Here is a 20,726-nt window from a genome sequence, read left to right as displayed (position 1 = left end):
GGTCAGGAGCCGGCCTGGTAGTCGCTGTCCATGTCCTTGAGGAGCTGTTCCGGCGTGCTCTGGCCGCTGAAGATCTCCTGGAGGCCGCTGAGCATGGTCTGCTGCACCTTGGCGTTGGGCCACAGCTGGTCCATGAACGGCACGGTGCGGTTGGCGGTGACGAACGCCGAGAGCTCGGTGAGCGAGGCGTCGGCCCGGTAGTCCGTGTCCGGGAGGGAGGGCAGGCCGCCCTGCTTCTCGACGAACAGGTTCATGCCTTGGGGCGACATCACGAACTTCACGAACTTCAGGGCCAGTTCGGGGTTCTTGGCCTTGGCGTTGACACCGTATCCGGCGCCTGCCGCGGCCGGGACGAGGGTCTGGGAGGGAGTGTCGGTCGCCGGAAGCGCCTTGAGCGTGAACGTACCCTCGGGGTTCTTGCCCTTGAGCAGGGCGATGACCCAGTTGCCCTGGACGATGCCGAGGGTCTTGCCGGTGGCGGCGAGCTGCTGGCTGGCCTCGTAGTTGGTGCCCAGCGGGTTCTTCTGGAAGCAGCCGGTCTTCTCCATCGTCAGGTACTTGTCCAGGGCGGTGGCCCACTGCGACTTCGCGAAGGTGGCCCGGCCCGCCTGCATCTTCTGGTCGAAGGTCCGGTCGGGGCCGTAGACGGTGGTGGCGACCAGCGCGTACAGCACCAGCTGGGTCACCCAGTTGTCCTGATTGCCCAGGGCGAAGGCGGGGGTTCCCTCGGCCTTGGCGTCGCGGCAGAAGGCGAGCAGCTTCGTCCAGGTGTCCGGTGGGGTGAGGCCGGCTTTCTTCAGGGCCTGTTCGTTGTAGACCGCGCCGATGCCGTTCTGGCCGAAGATCGCGTTGTACGTCTTGCCCTCGCACTGGGCGACGGACTTGATCGCCGCCGGCATCTTCGCGGCCCACGGCTGGTCGGAGAGGTCGCGCAGATAGCCGGGCTTGGCGAGGACGTGGGTGGCGCCGGGGTTGCCGTTGCCGGGCCACACCGACATCACGTCGGGTGCGGTGCCCGAGGCGAGTTGGGTGCGGATCTGCTGCTGGTACTGGTCGGCGCCGCTGGTGGTGTAGCGGACCTTGACGCCCGGGTTGGCCTTCTCGAACGCCTTGACGACGTCCTCGATGGAGCCCTGGTCGACCGAGGCCAGCGTCAGGGTCTTGGAACCGCCGCCGCCGGACGCGGACTTGGTGCCGCCACCGCAGGCGGCCAGCAGGGCGGTGGCCGTCGCCGTGGCGACGAGGGCCGTGAGCGTGCGTGTCTTCATGGGGTCTCCCTTGCGGAGCAGAAGGCGGGGTGAGGGCGAGACGTCATCCCCGCAGCCCTCCGGCAAAGCCGTTGATGATGCTGCGTTGCAGGAGGAAGTAGATGAGCAGGACCGGCAGGATGCTGATCACCAGGGCGGCGAAGATGAGGTTCCAGTCGGTGACGTACTGGCCGACGAAGCCGGCGATGGCAACGGGCATGGTCTGCTGGGCGCTGCCGCTGAGGTACAGCAGCGGGGTGAAGAAGTCGTTCCAGATGGTGACGGTGTTGAGGACCAGCGCGGTCACCGTGATGGGCTTGAGCACGGGCAGGACGACGTAGCGGAAGCTCTGGAGCGGGGAGCAGCCGTCGATCAGCGCCGCGTCCTCGAAGTCACGGGGCAGGGCGCGCAGGAAACCCGCGTACAGGAAGACCGTGAACGGGACCTGGAGGCCGGAGTAGAAGAGCACGAGCGCCCAGGGGGTGCCGAGGAGGCCCAGGTCGCGCATGGTCTGGTACAGCGGCAGCGAGGCGAGTTGGAACGGCAGGACGAGGCCGAGGAGGACCAGCAGATAGGTGCCTCGTGACCAGCGGGCCGTGATGCGGGCCAGCGGATAGGCGGCGAGGGAGGAGACGGCCAGCACGATCACGACGCTGCACGCCGTCACCAGCAGGCTGTTGGCCAACGCCCCGCCGAGGGCGCCCTGTTGCCAGGCGGTGGTGAAGTTGTCCAGGGTCGGCGAGCTGGTCGGGCTGATGGGGGACGAGGTGTCCGAGGCCGGCCTCACGGCGAGGTTGACCAGGACGTAGACCGGGAAGCCGACGGTGAGCGCGATGGCGATCATCGACAGTTCGAGGGCGAGGGTGCGGGGGCGGTAGCGGTTCACGAGGCGGCCCTCTCGCTGCGGGCCAGCAGGGCGTACTGACCGGTGGAGGCGAGGGCGACGACGATCGTCAGGACCACGGCGAGGGCGATGCTGTAGCCGAACTCGCCGAGGGTGAAGGCGTCCTTGTAGATGAGCGTGGAGAGGGTGTCGGTCGCGTGGCCGGGGCCGCCGCCGGTCAACGCGTAGACCTGGTCGAAGAGTTTGAGCCCGCCGATGCTCGACAGCAGCAGGTTGATCGTGAAGGCCGGGGCCAGCAGCGGCCGGGTCACCGACCAGAAGCGGCGCACGGGTCCGGCGCCGTCGAGGGAGGCGGCCTCGTGGATCTCCGGGGGCACCGACTGCAGTCCGGCCAGGAAGATGACCATCGAATAGCCCGCGTACTGCCAGACGATCACGGCGACGATCGTCCACAGGGCCAGGTCGGGGCTGCCCAGCCAGTCCTGCCGCAAGCCGTCGAGTCCTACGGCGCCCAGGAGGCTGTTGACCGCTCCGTCCGGGCCGAGCAGGTTCCGCCACAGGTAGGCGGTCACGATCGGGGTGACCACCGCGGGCGCGAACAGCAGGACCCTGAGCAGATTGCGGGACTTGATGGCCGAGTTGACGCCGAGGGCCAGCAGCAGCCCCACCGCGTTCTGCACGATCGTGATGGCCACGGCGATGAGCAGGGTGCGCCAGATGGCCTGGACCGCGTCGGCGTCCCGGGTCATCTCGGCGAAGTTGTCCAGGCCGACGAAGGAGAAGTCGGGGTCCAGGCCGTCCCAGTCGGTGAACGCGTAGTACAGCCCGCGGGCGCTGGGAACGAGGACGACGAAGGCGAACAGCAGCAGGGCCGGCGCCATGAACCACCAGGGCGGTGTGGTGCGCGCCCGGCGGGCCGGGGTGCCCGGGGCGGGGTCCGGGGAGTGGTCACGGTCCGGGAGCTGGGCGGTCGGGGCGAGGGTCACGGGCGGACCTGCTTCCTTGAAACGATTCAAAGCCTGCCCGTTGCGGGCTGGAGCGGCTCGGCGGAGTGAGGGCACCCGCCGGGAATGTTGTGTTGTGGGCTGCGGACGACAGCGGAACGCGCACCCTCTGGGGGCTGACGGGTAACGTTTCCCATCGGGTGGTGCCAGACCCTAGAGAGCCCGCCGCATGACGTCAAGATGCCGCGCACGCTGCAGGATTGTTACGGCACCGCCCCCGCCCAACCGATCCCGCTCCGGTGATCGCACTTACCCGGGGAGGACTTTCTCCGTACACTTTCCGCCAACGTTGCCCACGGCACCGGAGGAAGCCGCATGGAGCCGCCCAAGCCCGCACGTCGCGTGACGATCGTCGACGTGGCCCGTCATGCGCGGGTGTCCACCACCGCGGTGTCCAAAGTGCTGCGCAACGCCTATGGGGCGAGCCCCCAGATGCGGGCCAAGGTGCGGCGCGCCATCGACGAGCTCGGCTACCGGCCGCTGGCCGCCGCGCGGGGCCTGCGCGGACAGACGTACACCATCGGCGTGATGCTCCCGGACATCCGCAACCCGTTCTTCCCCGAGATCGTCGACGGCGTCACCGGCCGCCTCGCCGACACCGACTACCAGGTCTTCCTGGGCCCCGGCGGCTGCAACGACGAGCAGACCGAGGCCCGGGTCACGGAGGCCATGATCGACCGGGGGATGGACGGCATCATCCTGATCGCTCCCGTCTCCTCGCGCGCCCACCTGGAGCACGTCGCCTCCGCCGTGCCGACCGTCGTGGTCGGCCGGCACGGGCACTCCCCCGTCTACGACACCGTCACGGACGACGACATGGCGGGCGCGTCCCTGGTCGTCGATCACCTCGTCGGCCTCGGCCACCGCCGTATCGCTCACATCGAGCACCACGAGACCGACCCCACGCGTATCGCGGAGATGCCCAACGCCCAGCGCGCGGACGGCTACCGGCGCGCCATGCGGGCGCACGGCCTCGCCGACGAGATCGACATCGTCTCCACCACCTACACCCAACAGGGCGGATACGAGGGCGCCCGGCAACTGCTCGCCCGTCCGCGACGGCCCACGGCCGTCTTCGCCGGCGCGGACATCGTCGCCATGGGCGCCCTGGAAGCGCTCACCGACGCCGGGCTGTCCGTTCCCGGCGACATCTCGGTCGCCGGGTACGACAACACGACGTTCGCCTCCTTCAGCCCCATCTCCCTGACCAGCGTCGACCAGGCGGGGCACGAGATCGGCGGCAACGCGGTGCGCCTGCTGCTGGAGCGGATCGCCGATCGCGCCAAGACCTCCGTGCAGATCAAGCTCTCCCCCACGCTGGTCGCCCGCCGCACCACCGCGGCCGTGAGCGGGTAGGGCGACGCCGCCCGGGCGGGCGCTTCCCGTGTGACCGGGCGGGCCGCCGTCTCACCCGTCGAGGGGTTCGTAGTCGAACCAGTCGAAGTGGACCGAGCCGGAGGCGGCGAACATGCCGAGGACCCGGCCGGTGAAGCCGCCCGCGACCTCGGTGGAGAGGTATTTGCCGTCGAGCGAGGCCAGTTCGGCGAAGGTGCCGTCCGCCTGCTCGAAGCCGAGGGACACGGTGTCGGGCCCGGTGCGGGCGTCGCGCACGGCCTCGACGGCGGCCACGTCGATCCTGAGGACCACGGGCCCCGGCGGTAGCGGCCCCGACGCGACGACCGTGCTCAACGGGCCGATGCGAGCGATCACCCGCACCTCACCGGCGGCGGCCTCGATGTCGTAGTGATGCCGCTCGTCGAGCCGGACGGTCAGGCCCCCGCGCCCCTCCCCCGCGTCGGCCGGCGTGGGGTATGCAAGCGTTTTCAGCGTAGAAGAAGCCCACTTCGGCATGCTCCTTGACGCCAACACGCCACGATGCTTCCATCTCGACCGAAAGCGCTTAACCGCTCCGGCACCCTGACACCCCGGCACCCCTCCGCATCGAAGAGGTTGTCATGCCTACGTCACTATCGTCTCGCGCGGGCGCCGCCACCGCCGCCGCGTTACTCGCCCTCGCCTCCCTCTGGGCCGTCGGCCCCACCGATCCCGCGTCCGCCGACACGGCCGCACCGTCCGCGCGGGTGATGGAGAACCTCGGCCGCGGAGTCGTTGCGGTGCGCAGCAGCTCCACCCAAGTGCTCGTCTCCTGGCGCCTGTTGGGCCTGGACCCGGAGGGCATCGGGTTCAACGTGTACCGCTCCACCGCGGGCGGCGCGTACACCAGGCTCAACGCGGGCGTGCTGACGGGCGGCACCAACTACACCGACGCGACCGCCGACTTGACCAGGTCCAACAGCTACCGCGTGACCCCGGTCGTCGGCGGCCAGGAACAAACACCCAGCAGTGCCTTCACGTTGACGGCGAACCACGCCACCGAGCCCGTGGTCCGCGTGCCGTTGCGCTCCGGCGGCCCGGTGAAGTTCGCCTGGGTCGGAGACCTGGACGGCGACGGCGCGTACGACTACGTGATCGACCGCCAGACCTCCCCCCAGACATTGGAGGCGTACCGCGGTGACGGGACCTTCCTCTGGCAGGTGAACCTGGGGCCCAACAGCCAGAACCAGGACAACATCGAGCCGGGCTCGTCGACCGTCGACGTCGGCAACTGGGACGGTGTCACGGTCTACGACTTCGACAGCGACGGCGACGCCGAGGTCGCCCTGAAGATCGCCGACGGCGTGACCTTCGGCGACGGGACCACCTGGACGCACGCCGACGACTCCCGGCAGTGGATGGCGGTCCTCGACGGCCGCACCGGCGCGCTCAGCCGGTACTCGTCGATCCCCACGACCTATCTGTCCGACGGCCCGCTCGCCGCCCGCCTCGGCGTGGCCTACCTCGACGGCACGACCCCCAGCCTGGTCGCCTTCATGAAGAACCGGCAGGACGGCGGGGCGTTCAACCTGATGATCGGCGCCTGGAAGTACGACGGCGCCTCACTGGACCGCCAGTGGACCTGGCAACGCGGCAGCCAGGACGCACCCGACGGGCACAACACCCGCGCCATCGACGTCAACGGAGACGGCACCGACGAGATCGCCGAGATCGGGTTCGTCCTGAACGGCGACGGCACCCTGCGCTACTCCATGGGCCCCAAGGGCATCGTCCACGGCGACCGCTTCCACATCGCCGACATGGACCCGAGCCGCCCCGGCCTGGAGGGCTACGGCGTCCAGCAGGACAACCCCAGCGGACTGCTGGAGTACTACTACGACGCCTCCACCGGCGCCCTGATCTGGCAGCACTACGGCGGCCCCGCCGATGTCGGACGCGGCATGGCCGCCGACATCGACTCCCGCTACCCGGGCATGGAGGTCTGGTCGTTCTCCGGCCTGTACAACGCACGCACCGACGCCCTCACCGAACCCGACACCGCCAAGCGCCCCTGGCCGCAACTGGGCCTGTGGTGGGACGGCGACCTCACGGCGGAACTGCTCAACGACGGCAAGATCGAGAAGTGGGACCCGCTGAACCCGACGTCGACCGGCAGCGTGCCGCGACTGGTGAGCACCTGGAACTACGGTGCCGTCGACGCCTCCCAGGGCATCAACCCCCTCTTCGTGGGCGACATCCTCGGCGACTGGCGCGAGGAGGCGATGTACACCGACTCCACCTACGACGAGCTGATCATCTTCACCACGAACCGGCCCACGACCACCCGGCTCTACACCCTCGCGCACAACCCGGCCTACCGGAACGCCATGACCTTCAAGGGGTACATGCAGTCCCACCAAGTCGACTACTTCCTCGGATCCGGCATGTCCACCCCGCCCCGCCCGCACATCACCTACGCCCCGTGACACCTGCTCCGCTCCTCGCCGCCACGTCTCCGGGAAGCGGGTGCGTGTTCCCTCACGTGAGCACGGCCGTCCCGGACCTCACGGCAGCGACGAAGTCCCGGACGGCGAAGGCCCCTCCCGCATCCAGTCCCGTGTGCCGAACGCCGTGCAGGACCGTGAGGCCCATACGGCGGCTTCGCGCAGCGCCGCCGCGAATCCCCGCGCGGTCAACTCACCCTGTTCCGTGAGCCGGTGAGCGAGAGCGCCGTGCAGCACGTCACCCGCGCCGAGCGTGTCCACGACCCGCACGTCCGGCACGTCCACCGTGCCGCCGCCGCTCGGCCCCTCCCACACGAGGGGCCGCCCGCCCCGGGTCACCACCGCCCAGGTGACCCCGCGCTCCCGCAGAAACCGTAGGACTTCCCCGGGACTTGAGGTCCCGGGCGGATGGAAGGCGTCCGAGCAGACGGCCACGTCGACCGAGGCCAGCAGCTGCTCCGTGCCCTCTTTCCAACTGCCGCCGTCAAGAACGGTCCGGCATCCGGCGGCACGTGCGGCTGGCGCGACGGCCACCGCCAGCTCCATGTGATGTCCGTCGAACTCGACGACGTCGTACCCCGACACCAGCGCCGCCAGGTCATCGGGGACCGCGAGCCGGCGTCCCGACGCGTTGGTCGACGCGACCGCCCGCTCGCCGCTGGACGCGGTCACCAGGATCGAGGACACGGCGGGCGGCGCGGCCGAGTCGGCCGACAGGTCCCGCACCGTCACCCCGAGCCCCCGCAACTCCCCCGCGGCCACGACACCCAGCGGGTGGCACCCGACCGACGTGAGCAGCGTGGCCGCACCACCGAGGTACGCGAAGGACACGGCCGCGTTGGCCGCCGGCCCGCCCGCGGCCACCGTCTGCCGAAGCGCCGTCACCTTCTCGTCCGCGCCCGGCACATGGTCGACGAGCTGGACGACGTCGAAGGTGCACAGGCCGACGAACAGTCCCTCAGGGCGTCTTGGCACGTCGGTCGACCGTCCAGGTGTCTGCGGAGCACGGAGCCATGGCGAGGCAGCAGCCAGGTGTACGCGTCACCTCAGCCGCACCCTACCCACCGCGAGCACACGGAAGGCGTCAGAACCCCGACGCCCCGTATGTCTACGCCCGACGTGACACCGTCGTGGACTGTGCGGCCTCGGCCTCCGCCTTGGCGTCGTTCACGGCTGCGGCGGCCTCCTTCCCGGCCTCGTCGGCGGCCTTGGCGGCGTCGAGCAGAACCGCCGAGCCCGATTCGAGTGCGGGACCGCGGGCTTCGTCCGATGCCGCACCGGCGCCGACTGGGCCGGCGTTTTCGGGTCGCGCCGCAGGGGCCGGAGTCGCCGTCGACTGGTCGCCGAACGCACGGGTGACGGTCCGGACCGCCTCGGTCAGCTCTCCCGGGATCACCCAGAACGTGTTGTTGTCACTGCCCGCCAAGTGCGGCAGCGTCTCCAGGTACTTGTAGGCCAGGACCTTCGGATCGGCATTGTTGCGGTGGACCGCCTGGAAGACGAGCTCCACCGCCTTCGCCTCGCCGTCCGCCCGCAGGATCATGGCCTGTTGCGCGCCCTGCGCCTCCAGGATGTCCTTCTGCTTCGTGCCCTCCGCCGTGAGGATCTTGGCCTGCCGCTCCCCTTCGGCGTGCAGGATCGCCGCGCGCTTGTCACGCTCGGCCCTCATCTGCTTCTCCATCGCCTCCTTGATGGTGTGCGGTGGGTCGATGGCCTTGATCTCCACACGGTTGACCCTGATGCCCCACTTTCCGGTGGCGTCGTCGAGGACGGCCCGGAGCCGGGAGTTGATCTCCTCACGGGAGGTGAGTGTCTCCTCCAGGTCCATGCTGCCGATGACGTTCCGCAGCGTGGTCACGGTGAGCTGGTCGATCGCCTGCAGATAGTCGGCGACCTCGTAGGCCGCCGCCCGTGGATCCGTGATCTGGTAGTAGAGAACGGTGTCGATGTTCACCACGAGGTTGTCCTCGGTGATCACCGGTCGGGGGTCGGACGAATAGACCTGCTCCCGCACGTCGAGCTTGGTGTTGATGCGGTCCGCCACCGGCAGCACCAGGTTGAGGCCCGGTTGCAGCGTGCGGCGGTATCGGCCGAACCGCTCGATGTTGTAGCGGCGCGCCTGCGGCACGATCCGCACCGTGGAGGCGACAAGGAAGACGATGACGATGGCCGCCACGACAACGGCGATGACAACTGGTTCCACAGTGCCTCCATAACCGTGCGATCAGACGCTCAGGGCAGCAGCTCGCGGGGGTAGACGATGGCGGTGGCGCCCTGGATCTCCATGACGTCCACCAGTGCCCCCACCGGGATCACCTGGCTCTCGTCGAGGGCCCGGGCGGTCCACTCCTCGCCGCCGAGTTTGATCAGGCCACGGGTCGCGGTGACCTCCTGCACGACCTCGGCGCGCCTGCCGATCAGCGCGTCGCTGCCGTCGCGCATCAGCGGGGTCTCCGCCATGTACCGCAGCGCGACAGGGCGGGCGAGGAGCAGACCCGCCGACGCGGTCACGCCGAGCGCCACGAGTTGTCCGAGGGTCCCGATGCCCACCCCCGCGACCACGGCGGCGACCAACGCCGCGCCCGCGAACAGGCCCAGGACCAGTGTCAGCGTGAAGAACTCCGCGACGCCGAGCGCCGCGGCAAGGAGCAGCCACACGAACCATGGCATCCCATCGCCCTCCTTCGGGGGCATCCTCCACCAAGTTACCGCCCGGAACGCCGGGCGGGACGAGCCCTGCACCCGGCGTTCTCGGGGGCGGCTGTCATCCCTGACGCGGATTCGGCTTCAGTACGGCGAACACCGCCCGGCCCGGGTCGGCCAGCCAGGCGATTCGCCCGACATCCGGCACGTCCGTGGCCGGCATCAGCACCGAACCGCCGTTCTCCCGCGCCTTCGTCTCGATGGTGTCGGCGTCGGCCACGGCGAAGTACGGGATCCAGCGCGCGTCCTCCCCGCCGTCCTGGAGCTGGGCCACACCGCCGAAGGAGCCCTCCTGCTGGTCGCCGTCCTTGATGCTGAGCACCTGGTACGTCATCCCGGGAGCCTGCATCTCCTGGGTACGCCAGCCGAACAGCCCCTGATAGAAGCGGATCGCCGCCTCCGGGTCGCCGGCGTGCAGTTCCGTCCACACCAGCGTGTTGTCCTCCGAGGCGACCTCCAGGCCCTTCGTCCTCGCGGGCTGCCAGGCGGCGAATTCCGCGCCCTGCGGGTCGGTGAACTGGGCCATCCAGCCCTCGCCCATGACGTCCATGGGCTCGGCGCGCACAGTGCCCCCGTCGGCGAGCACATCCCGCGCGGTGGCCTGGATGTCGTCGCTCTGGAAGTACGTCGTCCAGGCCGACTTGGCGCCCTCCTCCGTCAGCGGGCCGAGGGCGCCGACGATTTTCGCGCCCTTCTGGAAGAACCCGTACCCGCCCGCGTCGGGCCCCGCGGAAATGAACCGCCACTCGAAGACGGCCCCGTAGAAGGCGGCGGTCGCGTCGATGTCGGGGCTGCCGAGGTCGATCCAGTTGGGTGATCCGGTGCGGAAGTCGGTGCCGAGCATGCGTTTCCTCCTGCGCAGTCCGATGTCGGGACTCCGCAACGATGCCGCCCTCTGCGACAGGGCTCATCGCACCGCCTCGGACCGCCGAGGCTGTTTCACCCGGCCGGGGGTGCCCGTAGGGGCGGGTGTCAGTGGCCGAGCGCCTTGCGCAGGCCCGGCTTCGACGCTTCGGCCCACACCGCCGGGAGCTCCCGCTCGCGCTCCGCGGCCACGGCCTGTTCCTGGCCGTACAGCAGACCCCAGGTGAAGCCGGCCTCCCCCGCGGAGTGCGCGGTCAGGGCCAGACTCCGCAGGGCGTCCCGTGCCACGACGCTGTCCTGGTGATCACCGAGCACCTTCTGGACGGCCTTCACGCGCTTCCCGAGCCGCTTGGCGGGCTTGCCGAGCGTGGCGCGTGCCGGTTCGGTGGCGTAGCGCGTCTTCTTGGCCGCCTTACGGGCCTCGTGCAGGGCCGTGTCGCGTTCCGTTCCCGGGGCGAGTTCCAGCGCGTGGGTCACTCGGTCGGCGAGCCGCTCGTACTCCTTGAGGATCGACTTGACCAGCACCTTCTCGGGCTTGCGGGCGGCCTTGCGCCGCAGGGGCGGCTGCTCGGTGAGCGCGGCCAGCGCGTCCAGCAGGGCCAGGTAGCGGGAGCTGCCCAGGGCGTCGAGGGTGCGCCGGTGTGCCGCGGAGGCGTTGGCGACGTTCCATGCCTGAAGGCGGGCGGTGACGGGGCCGAGGACCAGCTCGCGCGGCGTGGCCCTGACGCGGGAGGCGAGCCGTTCCATGAGGACCTCCTGGTCGCGTTCGGCGCCCATCTCGCCGCCCAGCCACTTGAGGTCGTCGCGGATCGGGTCGGTGACCGCACGGTCCAGTACCGAACGGTAGGAGCGCAGGGTGCTGCGCAGCCGACGGCAGGTGACACGCATCTTGTGCACCGCGTCGGGCCGGTCGCGGCGGACCGCGGGATCCAGGTTCACCAGGGCGCGCACCTGTTCGTCCAGGTACCGGAGCACCTCGTCACCGGCCGAGCCTGGCACGACGGTCTCGACCCGCTCGTCCGGCAGCCGCGGCCCGCCCACTCCCGTCTCCTCCAGAGCACGGGCCAGCTTGGACGGCCGGTCCGCGCGGTCGATGCCCTTCTTCCGCAGCGTCTTGTCCACGGCGTCGAGCAGCGAGGGATCGGTGTCCTGCGCGAGTTCGACTTCCATCTCGGTCCACACGGCCAGCGTGGGCAGCCCGCGCAGGGACTCGGCCCGGACCCTGTCGAGGGTCAGCTCGGCCAGGACCGTGCCGTCGCCGTCGACGAGGCCGCGGGTCTCCCGGGTGGAGCGGATCCGCACGACCGGCGTCAGCTCCGCTCCTCGGGTGCGGGACAGAGCAAGGTCGCTCAGAGAGTCGGGAAGTGTGTCGGACAGTGGGGCCCGCACCTCCTCCCGGGTGTCCCCCGAGAGAGGCAGCTTCAGGTGCCATCCGGCATCCACGCCACCCGTCCTGCGCCGCAAGGCCGCCGAGGCGCCCGCCAGGCGCAGGTCCTCCGTGTCGAAGTACACGGCGTCCAGCTCGTCGATGCCCTGTGCCACGACCGCCTCGATGGCGGCCACACCGACGAGGTCCGCAAGCCACGAGGTGTCGTCGGCCGAAGGGGCCTCGTACTTTCGCTCTGTCTCACGCTGCGAGGAGGTCATGTCTCTCGCGTACACGCCTGGGCCCAGCTCAAACAGGTGCGGCACCGATCCAGCGGCCGGCCCTCCGACTCCGGACGAGCGGAGGCATCCGATGATGCGGCCCGGCACCGGAGTACGGTGCCGGGCCGCCGTGTCGCCATGGCTTGACGGGACGGCGTCAGCCCTGGCGGGCCTTGAAGCGGGGGTCCTTCTTGTTGATCACGAAGGTCACGCCGCGCCGGCGGACCACCTGCGCTCCGGGCCGGGCCTTCAGCGAGCGCAGGGACTTGCGCACCTTCACAGCGGTCTCCTTCCGGGAGAGGGGACGGCGAGGTCGCCGTCAGGGGCGGGCGGCGGCGGTACGGCCGTAGCGCCGCTCGAAACGCTCCACCCGGCCCGCGGTGTCCACGATCCGCGAGGTGCCGGTGTAGAACGGGTGGCTCGCGGACGAGACGTCCACGTCGACCACCGGGTAGGTGACGCCGTCCTCCCACTCGACCGTGTCCTGGGCGTCGAGGGTGGAGCGGGTGAGCATGCGGAACCCTGCCGCGCGGTCGCGGAAGACGACCGGGCGGGAGTTCGGGTGGATGCCGGTCCTCATGGGTGGTGCCTCCTTCGTGTGCCCCGGCCGTCGGCCGGGGCGGTGGTCATCGTTCTTCGCGGAACAGCAGGTGCCGGCCGGCCACCGGGTCGTACTTGCGCAGGACGAGCCGGTCGGGGTCGTTCAGACGGCTCTTGCGGGTCACATAGGTCACCCCGGTACCGGCTGTCGACCTGAGCTTGACCACGGGCCGCGTGGTGCTGCGTGCCATGAGGTACTCCTTCCACCATCACCGAGCCAATTGACCCGGTCATGTCATTCGGTGTGTGTAACACGGCTCCCGTCCCGTGCATTCCCGGGTGGACCGGCACCCCGGACGGAGCCTCGCGCTCCCGGGCCATGGCCGCTCCGCGACTCACTATGATCTTGGTCATGACAGTGCAGACCCCCGAGAAGGCTCCTTCCCGCAAGCAGCGGCTGCAGGAGAAGCAGCGCCGCCAACTGCTGGCGGTCGACATCGTGGACAAGGCGGAGATCAAGGTCCACAAGGCAGAGTCCGAGCTGGCCGTCGCCGTCACCGAGGCCGTACGCGTCTTCGGTGACGAGCAGTCCGCCTCCGAAGGGCTGGACATGCCCATCGAGGCCATCCACCGGTTCCTGACCATGGCCCGGGAGGCCGGAGCCGAACCCGCCGAGGCCGGCGCCGACACCCCCTGACCCGAAAACGTCCGTCAGATGTCTCGTACGTCGCTCAGTGCTGATGCGCTGCGCGGCGCGACCGGGCGCCCGGCCCGCCGATGGAGAACCTCCCCTTGGGGCCGGGCGGCTTCCCCGCCGCCCCCGCGACGACCTTCTGCAGCAGGCTGTAGGAGAGGATCGGCAGCAGCACCTCGGGGCGGTGGGAGAACCAGCCGGCGGCCAGCACGGCCGCGGCGCTGCTGTTGTTCATGCCGGTCGCGAAGGTGAGGGAGATCCGGTCGGGCCGGTCGCTGCCCGTCCAGCGGGACATCCAGCGGCCGCAGGCGAAGGCCAGGCAGCACACCGCGCCGGACAGCCCGAGGGCGAGCACCAGCAGGTCCGGGTCAGGGTGCGCGAGGGCCTGCCCGAGGGCGCCGGCCGCGTTGAGGTAGCAGAGCAGCAGGATGTTCAGCACATTGGCGGCTTTGACCGCCGGCAGGACACGGCGCGCACGGTCCTCGCCGAGCGCGGCCCGTACGGCGATGCCGACGAGGCACGGCAGCACCACCGACACCAGGGCGAAGAACCCGGCCCCGGTCCGTGCGATGAAGTCGACCGTGCTCGTGTCGTCCAGGGCACCGGCACCGTCGGGACCGACCAGAAGGCCGGTCACCCGCATCCCCAGCGGGATGGTGAGCGGGCTGAGCAGCGTGGAGCCGATCACCATGGCCACGGCCAGGGGGACGTTGGCGCCCGCGTTCTGCCCCCAGGAAGCGGCACCGCCCGCGATCGGCATCGCCAGCACCAGCATCAGCCCGACCACCAGGCCCTCCGCCTCCGCCGCATCGGGCCAGGCCCGCAGGCCGACCGCGACGACCGGGACCACCAGCAGGGGCAGCAGAGCATTGGCCGCGACGCCGAGCATCAGCCGAACCGGCCGTGCCATCACACCCCGCAGATCGGCGACCCGCACCCCCAGCCCGGCGTTGAACAGCATCACCGCCAACAGCACCATCGACACCGTCAGCGCCTCGCCCCCCACGGAGATCGGCAGCCTCAGTCCACGCGCCCACTCCCCGGGCACCGGGAACACGCCGGCCGTCAGGTAGCAGAGGAGCATCAGCCACAGCAGCCTGCGCTGCACGAACTTCACGCAGCAGAGTCTATGGGTCGCTCAGTGTCACCTCACTCGCGGGGAGGTCTGCGGCGGTGCGTCGGGCGCCGTGCCGGTGGTCGCACCGGCGCAACCGGCTTCAGAGGTGAACGACGTCAACACTCACGCCGTCCGGTCCACCCGATCGAGGGACGCACGCTACTGCGGTCGCCTCACTCCTGCCCGATCGGCGTACGGAATCATGCGAGCCGCGCGTCACGGCGATGTGCTCGTGGACATGGACCACGAATCCGGTACGACCCGTCGCCGGGCCCTCGGCCTGACGGCGGCACTGCTCGCCGGCGGCACGATCGCCGGCCGAATACCCGACGAGCCGCCCGCTCCCGACGCACCTCCCGTCCGCGGGGACGTACTCGACTCCGAGGAGGTGCTCGCCCCCGAGACCGGCCAGGAAACAGACGGCGCCTGTGCGGAGTTCGTCGACTGGGACTACGAGGCCGCGCTCGCCGAAGTCCTCGAACCGGGCCCGGACCAACGCCAGGAGGACCGCGACCTCGCCGAGACCGACGCACTGTCCCGACCCCGCTGGGCCCGGCCCCTGCGCCGCAGTTACAAGGTCACCGCCCGCTACCGCCTCCGCGGTCCCTGGCTCGCCGGCCACCACACCGGCATCGACCTCGCCGCTCCCCTCGGCACACCCGCCTACGCCGTGGGTTCCGGCGTCGTCGTCCTCGCCCGCCGCTCCGGGACGTACGGCAAGGCCGTCACCATGCGGCTGCCGGACGGCAGTTACGCCCTGTACGCCCACCTCTCCCGCATCCAGGTGCGCGAGGGCCAGCGCGTCACCCCCGGCCAGCGCATCGGTCTCACCGGCGCCACGGGGCGCGCGACGGGTCCCCACCTCCACTTCGAGGTACGCGCCCGCCGCCACTACGGCACGGACATCGACCCCGTGCGGTACATGGCGGGGCGCGGGATCCGGATCACCTGAGGGGCGGACCTCGGTGTCAAGCGCGCCGACGCGTCCCTCGTAGGAGGGTCCCCCGCGGTGAGCAGGTGGTCGAGGCCGGTGCCCCAGGGCCTTCTGGCCCGGCTCGGCGCGGACCGCACCCGGCCGGAACGGGCGCGGCCCGCGCCGGGCCGAGACCAGCGGTCAGGACCCCGTGCTCGTACGAGCGTGCGTCGGCGTTCTGCCGTCCTCGGCCGGCGCCCGGCCGGGCTGTCCCGGCATGCCGCCGAGGCTCCCTCCGGGGGCCGGGTCCTCGGGGTCGGACTCCGCGCTCTCGCCGAGGAAGCCGCCCGACTGGTGCTGCCACAGCTTGGCGTAGGCACCGTTCGCCGTGAGCAGTTCGTTGTGGGAGCCCTGTTCGACGACGCTTCCCCGGTCGAGGACGACAAGGCGGTCCATGCCGGCGACGGTGCTCAGACGGTGGGCGACCACGAGGGCGGTGCGTCCCTCCATCAACCGCCACAGGGCGTCCTGGACGAGGATCTCGCTCTCCGAGTCCAGTGCGCTGGTCGCCTCGTCGAGCAGCAGGACGGGGGCATCGCGCAGGATGGCCCGGGCGAGGGCGACGCGCTGGCGCTGGCCGCCCGAGAGTTTCACTCCGCGCTCCCCCACCAAGGTCGCGAAACCGTCGGGGAGTTGGTCGGCGAACTCCGTGACGTGCGCGGCCTCGGCCGCGGCGCGGATCTCGCCGTCGGTGGCGCCGGGCCGGGCGAAGGCGATGTTGTCCCGCAGGCTGCGGTGGAACATGGCGGGTTCCTGCGGGACGTACGCGATCAGTGAGCGGAGGTCGCTCTGGCGCAGCCGGGCGATGTCCTGCCCGCCGATCAGGATGCGTCCGCCGTCGATGTCCGACATCCGCAGCAGGAGCCGGGTGAGGGTGGTCTTGCCGCCACCGGACCTGCCGACCAGACCGATCCGGGCGCCCGCGGGCACATCCAGGTCGAGACCCTCGAAGATCGGCTTCGCGCCGGCGTGGGCGAAGGTCACCGTCTCGAACCGGACGCCGCTGTCGCGCGATGCGAGCGGTTCGGGTTCCGTCGGGTCGAGCACCGTGGGCGGATCGAGCATCAGCTCGGTGAACTGCGCGGCCTCGGTCATCGAGCTTTCCAGCCGTCGGTAGATCTGGTTGAACTCGAACATGATCTGGGTCGCGTTGGAGTAGTACGTGAAGGCGACGACGATCTGCTCCACCCCCTGGGCCGGGCCGCCGAGGGCGATGGCGAGGAGCAGGCCGAGTACGTTGGTCAGCACGGACATCGGGGCGATGAGGGTGTCGACGCGCAGATTGCCGTAGTCCCACGACCTCAGCGTCAGGCGCCGGGAGTCCGCGACCCGGCTGCGGTGCTCGTCGGCCTCCCGGCGTTCGGCCGCGAACGCCCGGATGGTCTCCATGTTCATGAGGCTGTCGGAGACATGGCCGGAGACCCGCGCGAGCGCCGCCTCGCGGTCGTTGACGAGCCGTTGTCTGCGCCGGATCAGCGGTGTCGCGGCCGCCACGGTCAGCGCGATCATCGCCAAGAGGCCGACGACGAGCATCGGTTCGTAGCTCCACAGCACCACGGCGCCGAACAGGAGGGGGACGAGGCTGCCCACGATCCGGTACGTCATCGTGTCGACGAAGTCCTCGAAGCGCTTGCCGTAGCTGAGCATCCTTTTGGTCAGGGACCCGGCGAAGTTGTCGTGGAAGAACGCCGCGTCCTTGGCGAGGAGTTCGTCCATGCCGCTCACGTACAGATGCTCCATGCCAAGGGCGTCCACGCGGTTCAGACAGTGCTGTCCGACCCGCCACACGGCCTCGGCGAGCAGCAGCGTCACGCCGAAGCCCAGCACGTACGGCAGCGCCGCGCCGAGGCTGAGACCGCCGTCGACGGCCTGTCCCGCCAGTTTGGCGATCAGCAGGGGCGCAACATAACGGGTGCCGATGTTGCCCAGGGCCGGCAGCAGCAGCGCGGGCAGGGCCAGTCGTCGAAGTCTCAGCAGTTCCCGGCCGTAGCGGCGCAGTGCCAGAACGACCGCGCTCCTGCCCGGCGCCGGTGCTCGCGTGTCTGTTGTCCCCATCACACTCCCGGAGGTTTGGAAGTCGGAAGTGTCCCGTCATCTGCGGTCTTCAGTCCAGGCATTTACCGCGCAGTGGCGAGAACCGGACACCAGGGGACGGCTGCCGTCGATTCACCCCAAGGACACGGGCCTCTCCCGATGGCTTGATCATGCGCGGCGGGTGGCGTGATGTCGCTCAACGGTCCGATAAACCGCATTCGCATGATTGTCACTGCTTCGAAGGAAGCGTCCGGGTTCTCCGGGCAAGGCGGCTCGACCGGCGATTACGGTCCTGCGAGTGGATGGATCACCGACGCCCGCCAAGAAGGAGTAGCCCCCCGCGATGACCGTGGACAGCAGCCCGGAAACCCAGGCCGCACCAACAGTTCCGCAGCAGTCCCTGAGTACCGCCGCCGCACGCAACCTCACCCACACCACCAAGTCCGCCCCGCAGATGCAGGAGATCACCTCCCGCTGGTTGCTGCGGATGCTGCCCTGGGTCGAGACCAGGGGAGGCGCCTACCGGGTCAACCGACGGCTGCGGCACACCGTCGGCGACGGGCGCATCGAGTTCACGCAGGAGGGTTCCACCGTCCGTGTGATCCCGCGCGAACTGGGTGAACTGGCCGTACTGCGAGGCTTCGAGGACCTGGACGCCCTCACCGCGCTCGCCGAGCGCTGCACCCAGCGGGACTTCGCCGCCGGCGAGGTCATCGTCGAGCGCGGCAGCCCGGCGGACCGGATCCATCTGATCGCCCACGGGCGTGTCAGCCAGTCCGGGGAGGGCAAGTACGGCGGGGAGATCTCCCTCGCGGTGCTCGCGGACGGCGACCGCTTCGGTGAGGACGCCCTCCTCGACTCCGAGGCCCGCTACGCGTACACGGCCACCGCCGAGACCTCGGGCACGCTGCTGACCCTCTCCCGCGCCGACTTCACCGCGGTGAAGGACTCCGCGCCCGGTCTTCAGGCCCACGTCAGCGAGTTCACCTCCGCCACCCGACGTCGACAGAACAAGCACGGCGAGGCCGAGATCGCCATGTCGGCCGGTCATGTCGGCGAGATCGACGTGCCGCACACCTTCGTCGACTACGAGATGAAGCCACGGGAGTACGAACTCTCCGTCGCGCAGACCGTGCTGCGGATCCACACCCGGGTAGCCGACCTCTACAACGGGCCGATGAACCAGACGGAGGAACAACTCCGGCTGACCATCGAGGCGTTGCGCGAGCGCCAGGAGCACGAGCTCGTCAACAACCCCGAGTTCGGGCTGCTGCACAACGCCGACTTCAAGCAGCGCATCCAGACCCACTCGGGCCCGCCGACCCCGGACGACATGGACGATCTGCTCTGTCGTCGCCGCGGCACCAAGTTCTTCCTCGCCCATCCGAGGACCATCGCCGCGATCGGACGCGGTTTCAACGCCTGCGGGCTCTACCCGGACCACGTCGACGTCGGCGGACAGTCCGTCCCCGCCTGGCGCGGCGTCCCGATCCTGCCCTGCAACAAGATCCCGATCAGCAAGGAGCAGACCAGCTCCATCATCGCCATGCGCACGGGCGAGAAGAACCAAGGGGTCATCGGCCTGTGGCAGACCGGGCTGCCGGACGAGGTCGAGCCGGGACTCTCGGCGCGGTTCATGGGCATCAACGAGCAGGCCGTCATGTCCTATCTCGTCAGCACGTACTACTCCGCCGCGGTGCTCGTGCCCGACGCGCTCGGCGTGATGGAGAACGTGCAGATCGCCCGCGGACGCGACTGAGGAGCAGAACGAAGATGTCCGATCCCGGGTTCTCCGTACCACCCCTGCCCGCCCAACGGTCGAGGCCGGGCACCGCCGTACCGGACGTCCCCGCGCCGGCGGTCCCCGACCTTCCGATCACCGCGGCCGCCTTCGGCCTCGCGGAGGTGGCGCACCCGCCGCTCGCTCCGACGCCGCCCTCGCCGCCGACCACCGGCACCCTGTCCGCCACACCTCCCGTACCGGCGTTCGAGCGGGTCCTGGGCGGACCGACCGGACTGGGCACGGCCTCGCTGTCCCTGGCGGCCGGTTCGTCGCCGACCGACACACCGCCGTCTCCACCGGCCGCTCCGGTCGAGGCCGCCGCACCTCCCGCGCCCGCGGCCGACTCGGACCTCCGGCGGCTGGTCCTCGGCGGGCCCACCGGTCTGGGCACCGCCTCACTGTCGCTGGCCCACACCTCGCTTCGCCTGCCCGCGGAGCCCGTCGCCGCGCTCCCGACCCCGGCGCCACCCGCCGAAGGCCAGGCCGTACCGGGCCTGTACCACCACCCCGTCCCGGAGCCCGACCCGGAACGAGTCGAGGAGGTGAGCCGCCGGATCAAACGCTGGGCGCAGGACGAGGTCCAGCTCTACCCGGAGGAGTGGGAAGGCCAGTTCGACGGCTTCTCCGTGGGGCGGTACATGGTCGGCTGCCACCCCGACGCCCCGACGGTCGATCACCTGATGATCGCCACCCGGCTGATGGTCGCGGAGAACGCCGTCGACGACTGCTACTGCGAGGACCACGGCGGCTCACCCGTCGGTCTCGGCGGACGCCTCCTCCTCGCGCACACCGCGCTCGACCCGCTCCACACGACCCCCGAGTACGCGCCCGGGTGGCAGGAGTCGCTCGGCTCGGACCCGCCGCGGCGCGCCTACCGCAGCGCGATGGACTACTTCGTGCGCATGGCGTCGCCCTCCCAGACCGACCGCTACCGCCACGACATGGCCCGGCTGCACCTGGGCTACCTGGCCGAGGCGGCCTGGGCCGAAACCGATCATGTCCCCGAGGTGTGGGAGTACCTGGCGATGCGCCAGTTCAACAACTTCCGCCCCTGCCCCACCATCACCGACACCATCGGAGGCTACGAGCTCCCAGCGGACCTGCACGCCCGGCCGGAGATGCAACGGGTCATCGCCCTGGCCGGCAACGCGACCACCATCGTCAACGACCTGTACTCCTACACCAAGGAACTCGCCAGCCCCGGCAGACATCTGAACCTGCCCGTGGTGATCTCCGAACGCGAGCAGCTCTCGGAGCGCGACGCCTATCTCAAGGCGGTCGAGGTCCACAACGAGCTCATGCACGCCTTCGAGGCGGCGGCGGCCGACCTGGCCGCGGCCTGCCCCCTGCCCCCCGTGGTGCGCTTCCTCAAGGGCGTGGCCGCGTGGGTCGACGGCAACCACGACTGGCACCGCACCAACACCTTCCGCTACAGCCTGCCCGCCTTCTGGTAAGGAA

At 70.3% G+C, this 20,726-nt stretch carries 19 protein-coding genes and 1 pseudogene; 6 read left to right on the top strand and 14 right to left on the bottom strand.

Translation table 11 applies throughout. The features are described from left to right. Positions 1–2: 2 nt before the first annotated feature. Genes ACIHIX_RS32590 through ACIHIX_RS32580 form a run of 3 tightly spaced genes read right to left on the bottom strand, consistent with a single transcriptional unit; the run spans position 3 to position 3,077 of the window. A complete protein-coding gene (locus tag ACIHIX_RS32590; protein WP_399962499.1) occupies positions 3–1,268 on the bottom strand; it encodes an ABC transporter substrate-binding protein in 1,266 nt (421 codons plus the stop codon). A gap of 43 nt (positions 1,269–1,311) precedes the next feature. After that, on the bottom strand, positions 1,312–2,133 hold the full coding sequence (locus ACIHIX_RS32585) for a carbohydrate ABC transporter permease (RefSeq protein ID WP_399962497.1): 822 nt from the start codon (positions 2,131–2,133) through the stop codon (positions 1,312–1,314). Next, positions 2,130–3,077, bottom strand: coding sequence for a carbohydrate ABC transporter permease (locus ACIHIX_RS32580; RefSeq protein WP_399962495.1), 948 nt, complete (start codon positions 3,075–3,077; stop codon positions 2,130–2,132). The genes ACIHIX_RS32585 and ACIHIX_RS32580 overlap by 4 nt, the downstream gene beginning before the upstream one ends. A gap of 333 nt (positions 3,078–3,410) precedes the next feature. On the opposite strand from ACIHIX_RS32580, the gene ACIHIX_RS32575 reads away from it, so the two are divergent. Beyond that, positions 3,411–4,451 carry a LacI family DNA-binding transcriptional regulator gene (locus ACIHIX_RS32575; RefSeq protein ID WP_399962493.1) on the top strand — a complete coding sequence of 347 codons (1,041 nt, stop codon included), beginning with the start codon at positions 3,411–3,413 and terminating at the stop codon, positions 4,449–4,451. A gap of 51 nt (positions 4,452–4,502) precedes the next feature. Here ACIHIX_RS32575 and ACIHIX_RS32570 read toward each other — a convergent pair. Beyond that, positions 4,503–4,901, bottom strand: a pseudogene (locus ACIHIX_RS32570) (glycoside hydrolase family 43 protein); the annotation flags it as partial. A gap of 149 nt (positions 4,902–5,050) precedes the next feature. On the opposite strand from ACIHIX_RS32570, the gene ACIHIX_RS32565 reads away from it, so the two are divergent. Then, the gene (locus tag ACIHIX_RS32565; protein WP_399962491.1) at positions 5,051–6,895 is read left to right on the top strand and encodes a hypothetical protein; all 1,845 of its coding nucleotides are present in this window, start codon (positions 5,051–5,053) and stop codon (positions 6,893–6,895) included. Between the two features lie 78 nt (positions 6,896–6,973). On the opposite strand, the gene ACIHIX_RS32560 is transcribed toward ACIHIX_RS32565, so the two are convergent. The 8 genes from ACIHIX_RS32560 to rpmG all read right to left on the bottom strand — a co-directional run bounded on the left by ACIHIX_RS32560 (position 6,974) and on the right by rpmG (position 12,918). Next, complete coding sequence (locus tag ACIHIX_RS32560; RefSeq protein ID WP_399962489.1) at positions 6,974–7,888, bottom strand: PfkB family carbohydrate kinase; 915 nt, start codon at positions 7,886–7,888, stop codon at positions 6,974–6,976. Positions 7,889–8,021: 133 nt separating this feature from the next. Next, complete coding sequence (locus ACIHIX_RS32555; protein ID WP_399962487.1) at positions 8,022–9,116, bottom strand: SPFH domain-containing protein; 1,095 nt, start codon at positions 9,114–9,116, stop codon at positions 8,022–8,024. 29 nt (positions 9,117–9,145) lie between these two features. Next, positions 9,146–9,583 (bottom strand): NfeD family protein, encoded by a 438-nt coding sequence (locus tag ACIHIX_RS32550; protein WP_399962485.1) that lies wholly within the window; start codon positions 9,581–9,583, stop codon positions 9,146–9,148. A gap of 94 nt (positions 9,584–9,677) precedes the next feature. Beyond that, the gene (locus tag ACIHIX_RS32545; RefSeq protein ID WP_399962483.1) at positions 9,678–10,460 is read right to left on the bottom strand and encodes a VOC family protein; all 783 of its coding nucleotides are present in this window, start codon (positions 10,458–10,460) and stop codon (positions 9,678–9,680) included. Between the two features lie 128 nt (positions 10,461–10,588). After that, positions 10,589–12,127 (bottom strand): CHAD domain-containing protein, encoded by a 1,539-nt coding sequence (locus ACIHIX_RS32540; RefSeq protein ID WP_399962481.1) that lies wholly within the window; start codon positions 12,125–12,127, stop codon positions 10,589–10,591. A 157-nt stretch (positions 12,128–12,284) separates the two neighbouring features. Continuing rightward, positions 12,285–12,407: a type B 50S ribosomal protein L36 gene (ykgO, locus tag ACIHIX_RS32535; RefSeq protein WP_026084623.1), complete on the bottom strand. Its 123-nt coding sequence runs from the start codon at positions 12,405–12,407 to the stop codon at positions 12,285–12,287. A 39-nt stretch (positions 12,408–12,446) separates the two neighbouring features. Then, positions 12,447–12,707, bottom strand: a complete 261-nt coding sequence (locus ACIHIX_RS32530; RefSeq protein ID WP_399962479.1) for a type B 50S ribosomal protein L31 — start codon at positions 12,705–12,707, stop codon at positions 12,447–12,449. A 46-nt stretch (positions 12,708–12,753) separates the two neighbouring features. Further along, on the bottom strand, positions 12,754–12,918 hold the full coding sequence (gene rpmG / locus ACIHIX_RS32525) for a 50S ribosomal protein L33 (RefSeq protein ID WP_399962477.1): 165 nt from the start codon (positions 12,916–12,918) through the stop codon (positions 12,754–12,756). A 161-nt stretch (positions 12,919–13,079) separates the two neighbouring features. Between rpmG and ACIHIX_RS32520 the strand changes: the two genes are divergently transcribed. Beyond that, positions 13,080–13,364: a hypothetical protein gene (locus tag ACIHIX_RS32520; RefSeq protein WP_399962476.1), complete on the top strand. Its 285-nt coding sequence runs from the start codon at positions 13,080–13,082 to the stop codon at positions 13,362–13,364. Between the two features lie 34 nt (positions 13,365–13,398). Here ACIHIX_RS32520 and ACIHIX_RS32515 read toward each other — a convergent pair whose 3' ends face one another. Next, positions 13,399–14,478: a bile acid:sodium symporter family protein gene (locus ACIHIX_RS32515; protein WP_399962475.1), complete on the bottom strand. Its 1,080-nt coding sequence runs from the start codon at positions 14,476–14,478 to the stop codon at positions 13,399–13,401. A 202-nt stretch (positions 14,479–14,680) separates the two neighbouring features. On the opposite strand from ACIHIX_RS32515, the gene ACIHIX_RS32510 reads away from it, so the two are divergent. Further along, positions 14,681–15,430: a M23 family metallopeptidase gene (locus tag ACIHIX_RS32510; protein ID WP_399962473.1), complete on the top strand. Its 750-nt coding sequence runs from the start codon at positions 14,681–14,683 to the stop codon at positions 15,428–15,430. 162 nt (positions 15,431–15,592) lie between these two features. Here the strand turns inward: ACIHIX_RS32510 and ACIHIX_RS32505 are convergent, their stop codons facing one another. Next, positions 15,593–17,506, bottom strand: coding sequence for an ABC transporter ATP-binding protein (locus tag ACIHIX_RS32505; RefSeq protein ID WP_399962471.1), 1,914 nt, complete (start codon positions 17,504–17,506; stop codon positions 15,593–15,595). Between the two features lie 322 nt (positions 17,507–17,828). Here ACIHIX_RS32505 and ACIHIX_RS32500 point away from each other — a divergent pair, with 322 nt between their 5' ends. Further along, a complete protein-coding gene (locus ACIHIX_RS32500) occupies positions 17,829–19,244 on the top strand; it encodes a family 2B encapsulin nanocompartment shell protein (RefSeq protein WP_399962469.1) in 1,416 nt (471 codons plus the stop codon). Between the two features lie 14 nt (positions 19,245–19,258). Continuing rightward, positions 19,259–20,722 carry a family 2 encapsulin nanocompartment cargo protein terpene cyclase gene (locus ACIHIX_RS32495; protein WP_399962467.1) on the top strand — a complete coding sequence of 488 codons (1,464 nt, stop codon included), beginning with the start codon at positions 19,259–19,261 and terminating at the stop codon, positions 20,720–20,722. Positions 20,723–20,726 lie beyond the last annotated feature (4 nt).

Source organism: Streptomyces sp. NPDC051913 (genome assembly GCF_044593635.1).
In the GTDB taxonomy this organism is placed as follows: domain Bacteria; phylum Actinomycetota; class Actinomycetes; order Streptomycetales; family Streptomycetaceae; genus Streptomyces.
The sequence above is the reverse complement of the archived record's forward strand: the minus strand, read 5'-3'. Positions and strand labels throughout refer to the sequence as shown.